This is a genomic window from Streptomyces sp. XM83C, assembly GCF_023072675.1.
Classification (GTDB): domain Bacteria; phylum Actinomycetota; class Actinomycetes; order Streptomycetales; family Streptomycetaceae; genus Streptomyces; species Streptomyces thermocoprophilus.
Genome location: NZ_JALLGL010000407.1, coordinates 1 through 4,557, shown reverse-complemented (window position 1 = coordinate 4,557; position 4,557 = coordinate 1). Strand labels below are relative to the sequence as shown.

General features: G+C 72.4%; 2 protein-coding genes and 1 pseudogene. All 3 read left to right on the top strand.

The genetic code is table 11. The features are described 5' to 3' along the window. Nucleotides 1-330 (top strand): annotated as a pseudogene (locus tag MTQ10_RS28210) (hypothetical protein); the annotation flags it as partial. 259 nt (nucleotides 331-589) lie between these two features. Next, nucleotides 590-2,764 carry a DEAD/DEAH box helicase gene (locus tag MTQ10_RS28205; RefSeq protein WP_247473159.1) on the top strand — a complete coding sequence of 725 codons (2,175 nt, stop codon included), beginning with the start codon at nucleotides 590-592 and terminating at the stop codon, nucleotides 2,762-2,764. 296 nt (nucleotides 2,765-3,060) lie between these two features. Further along, nucleotides 3,061-4,557: amino acid permease (locus tag MTQ10_RS28200; protein WP_247473157.1), on the top strand; the 1,497-nt coding region annotated here is incomplete at its 3' end.

Below are 4,557 nucleotides of genomic sequence, written 5' to 3'. Positions count from 1 at the left end.
GGCGGGGACGGTGCGGACGCCAAGGGCGGGGAGTCGGTGGCGCCTTCGGCTTCGCCGTCCGCGCGGGTGAGCGCGAGCGCGTCGCCGGGGGTGCGGCCGGGCGGGCCGGTGAAGCCCGGGGTGCCGTCGCCGACCGGGGCGGAGCCGTCGCCGACGTGGGGGGAGCCGTCCGCGCCTCCTGTGCAGCCGTCGCAGCCGCCTGCGTCGCCGGAGCCGTCGGAGCCGGAGACGCCGCCGTCGGCGGAGCCGTCGTCGTCGGCGCACGAGGAGGCGGGGCCGCAGCTGACCGAGCGTGAGCCGGCGCCGGTGGCGGCTCAGGCGCCGTTCTGAGGCGGGCGGAGCGGGCGGGGGAGTGTCGGGGCTGTGCGCCTGCGGGGCTGCGGTGCTGGTCAGGGGGCCGGTTTGCGCTCGGGGGTGGTGGGTGCGTATGGTGGTAGATCGTTTGATCCCATTTGCCCGGCGCCAACGCAGAGCGCGCCGTGTGGCGCGTACTCTCCTTTGCCGTGACGGACCGCATCTAGGCGGTCGTGATGCGAACACGGAGTTGACGGGCGCGTGCCGACGAGACTCCGGAAGGTTTCGCATTCGCATGTCCATTTCCAGCACTGATCGCGCCGTCGAGGTCGCCGAGACCGTCGAGACTGCCGAGATCGCCGAGGGCTTCGTGCCCGAGGCCGCGGCGGCCGACGAGGCGCCCCGTGTCGCCGACGCCGTCGGGGCGTCCGAGGCGTCCGAGGCTCCCGAGGTGACGTTCGCGGACCTCGGTCTCCCCGAGCCCGTGGTGCGCAAGCTCGCGCAGAACGGCGTGACGGTCCCGTTCCCGATCCAGGCCGCGACCATCCCGGACGCCCTGGCCGGCAAGGACATCCTGGGCCGTGGCCGTACCGGCTCCGGCAAGACCCTGTCGTTCGGTCTGCCGACGCTGACCCGGCTGGCCGGCGGCCGTACCGAGAAGCACCGGCCGCGTGCCGTGATCCTCACGCCGACGCGTGAACTCGCGATGCAGGTCGCGGACGCGCTTCAGCCGTACGGCGACCAGCTCGGCCTGAAGATGAAGGTGGTCTGCGGCGGCACGTCGATGGGCAACCAGATCTACGCCCTCGAGCGCGGCGTCGACATCCTCGTCGCCACGCCGGGCCGGCTGCGGGACATCATCAACCGCGGCGCCTGCTCCCTGGAGGACGTCGAGGTCGCCGTCCTGGACGAGGCCGACCAGATGTCCGACCTGGGCTTCCTGCCCGAGGTGACCGAGCTGCTGGACCAGGTGCCGGCGGGCGGTCAGCGGATGCTGTTCTCCGCGACGATGGAGAACGAGATCAAGACGCTCGTCGACCGCTACCTGAACGACCCGGTGAGCCACGAGGTGGACGCCGCGCAGGGCGCGGTGACGACCATGTCGCACCACATCCTGATCGTGAAGCCGAAGGACAAGGCGCCGGTGACGGCGGCGATCGCGTCCCGCAAGGGCCGGACGATCATCTTCGTCCGCACCCAGCTGGGCGCCGACCGTGTCGCGGAGCAGCTGCGGGACGCCGGGGTGAAGGCGGAGGCGCTGCACGGCGGTATGACGCAGGGCGCGCGCACCCGGACGCTGGCCGACTTCAAGGACGGGTACGTCAACGTCCTCGTCGCCACCGACGTCGCCGCGCGCGGCATCCACGTGGACGGCATCGACCTGGTGCTGAATGTGGACCCGGCCGGCGACCACAAGGACTATCTGCACCGTGCGGGCCGTACGGCGCGTGCGGGCCGTACCGGCACGGTCGTGTCGCTGTCTCTGCCGCACCAGCGCCGGCAGATCTTCCGTCTGATGGAGGACGCCGGCGTGGACGCGGCCCGGCACATCATCCAGGGCGGCGCCGCGTTCGACCCGGAGGTCGCGGAGATCACCGGTGCCCGGTCGATGACCGAGGTGCAGGCCGAGTCGGCGGGCAACGCCGCCGCGCAGGCCGAGCGTGAGGTGGCGCAGCTCACCAAGCAGCTGGAGCGTGCGCAGCGTCGTGCGGCCGAGCTGCGGGAGGAGGCCGACCGGCTGGTGGCGCGCGTGGCGCGGGAGCGGGGCGAGGACCCGGTGGCGGCGGTCGAGGCGGCTGCCGAGGCGGCGGCAGCGGAGATCTCGGTGCCGGAACAGCCCGCCGCGGCGGACGTGGACCGGGCGGAGCGCGGTGAGCGTGAGGACCGGCGTCCGTTCGGGCGGGGCGACCGGGACCGTGCCGGTGACCGTGGTGGTTTCCGCCGGGACCGTGACGACCGGGGTGAGCGTCGTCCGTTCGACCGTGACCGCCGTGACGGCGACCGTGGTGGCCGGGGTGGCTTCGAGCGCCGTGACGACCGCGGCGGGTTCCGCCGGGACCGTGACGACCGCCGTGACGGCGACCGTGGTGGCCGGGGCGGTTTCGAGCGCCGCGAGGACCGTGGCGGTTTCCGCCGGGACCGTGAGGACCGGGGTGAGCGTCGCCCGTTCGACCGTGAGGACCGGGGCGAGCGTCGCCCGTTCGACCGTGACCGCCGTGACGACCGTCGCGACGGTGACCGTGGTGGGCGTGGCGGTTTCGAGCGCCGTGACGACCGTGGCGGGTTCCGCCGCGACGACCGTGGTGGCCACCGTGCCGGTGACCGCCCGTTCAACCGCGACCGCCGCGACGACCGTCCCGGTTTCCGCTCCGGCGGCCACGAGCGTCCGTACGGCCGTCGTGACGACCACCGCGGCGGCGGTTCCTTCGGCCGCCGTGAGGACAAGCCGCGCTGGAAGCGCAACGGCTGACGGTCGGTTCTGATCCGCGCGCGACATTCGTCCGCGTACATCGGTTCCGCGAACGTCCGTCCGCGTGTATCGGGTTCCGCGAGCACCCGTCCGCGAACATCCGAACAGGGCCCGTACGACTCCGGTCGTACGGGCCCTGCCGCGTTCCCGCCCGGCCAGGGTCCGTGCCGTGCCCGCCCCGTCGACTCCTGCCGCACACTTTGCGGGATGTCCTGTCGTGGCCGCCGGGGCCGGTTCCGGCCCGATCACCCGTTTGTGACGCATGTCACGTACCCGACGGGGGAATCGCTGGGGGCATGACAAATGATGCGAGCGGTCGAGAGGCGGGCGGTGCGGCGTCGCCCTCCGACGAGGAGCGGCTGGCCCAGCTCGGCTACACCCAGGTGCTGGCCCGCCGTATGTCCGGGTTCGCCAACTACGCGGTCTCCTTCACCATCATCTCGGTGCTGTCGGGCTGTCTGACGCTGTACCTGTTCGGCATGAACACCGGCGGCCCCGCGGTGATCACCTGGGGTTGGGTGGGCGTCGGCCTGATGACGCTGTTCGTCGGCCTGTCCATGGCCGAGATCTGCTCGGCGTACCCCACCTCGGCAGGCCTGTACTTCTGGGCCCACCGCCTCGCGCCGCCCCGCAGCGCCGCCGCGTGGGCGTGGTTCACGGGCTGGTTCAACGTCCTCGGGCAGGTCGCCGTGACCGCCGGCATCGACTTCGGCGCGGCGAGCTTCCTCGGCGCGTATCTGAACCTCGAGTTCGGCTTCGAGGTCACCCCCGGCCGTACGATCCTCCTCTTCGCGGCGATCCTGCTGCTGCACGGCCTGCTGAACACGTTCGGCGTGCGGATCGTGGCCCTGCTGAACAGCGTGAGCGTGTGGTGGCACGTCCTCGGGGTCGCCGTCATCGTCGGCGCGCTGGCGTTCGTGCCGGACCGGCACCAGCCGGCGTCGTTCGTGTTCGGGGAGTTCGTCAACAACACGGGCTGGAGCAGCGGCCCGTACGTCGTCCTCCTCGGCCTGCTGATGGCGCAGTACACCTTCACCGGCTACGACGCCTCCGCCCACATGACCGAGGAGACGCACGACGCGGCGACGGCCGGCCCGCGCGGCATCGTCCGGTCCATCTGGACGTCGTGGATCGCCGGCTTCGTCCTCCTGCTCGGCTTCACCTTCGCCATCCAGTCGTACGAAGGCGCCCTCACGTCCCCGACGGGCGCGCCGCCCGCGCAGATCCTGCTGGACGCGCTCGGCGTGACCGCCGGCAAGCTCCTGCTGCTCGTCGTCATCGGCGCGCAGCTGTTCTGCGGGATGGCGTCGGTCACCGCCAACAGCCGCATGATCTACGCCTTCTCCCGCGACGGCGCGCTTCCCTTCTCCCGCGTCTGGCACACGGTCAGCCCCCGCACCCGCACCCCCGTCGCCGCGGTGTGGCTGGCGGCGGGCGGCGCGCTGGCGGTCGGCCTGCCGTACCTGATCAATGTGACGGCGTACGCGGCGGTGACGTCGATCGCGGTGATCGGCCTGTACATCGCGTACGTCGTGCCGACCCTGCTGCGGGTCCGCAAGGGCGCGGCCTTCGAACGGGGCCCATGGCATCTGGGCCGCTGGTCCGGCGTGGTGGGGGTGGTGTCGGTGACGTGGGTCGGCATCATCACGGTCCTGTTCATGCTGCCGCAGGTCTCCCCGGTCACCTGGGAGACCTTCAACTACGCCCCGGTCGCCGTGCTGGCCGTCCTCGCCTTCGCCGGCACCTGGTGGCTGACGTCGGCCCGCCACTGGTTCCTCCGCCCGGCCACCACC

Coding starts and splice junctions, on each gene's coding strand:
- MTQ10_RS28205 (WP_247473159.1), top strand. CDS start 590: ATGTCCATTTCCAGCACTGATCGCGCCGTCGAGGTCGCCGAGACCGTC.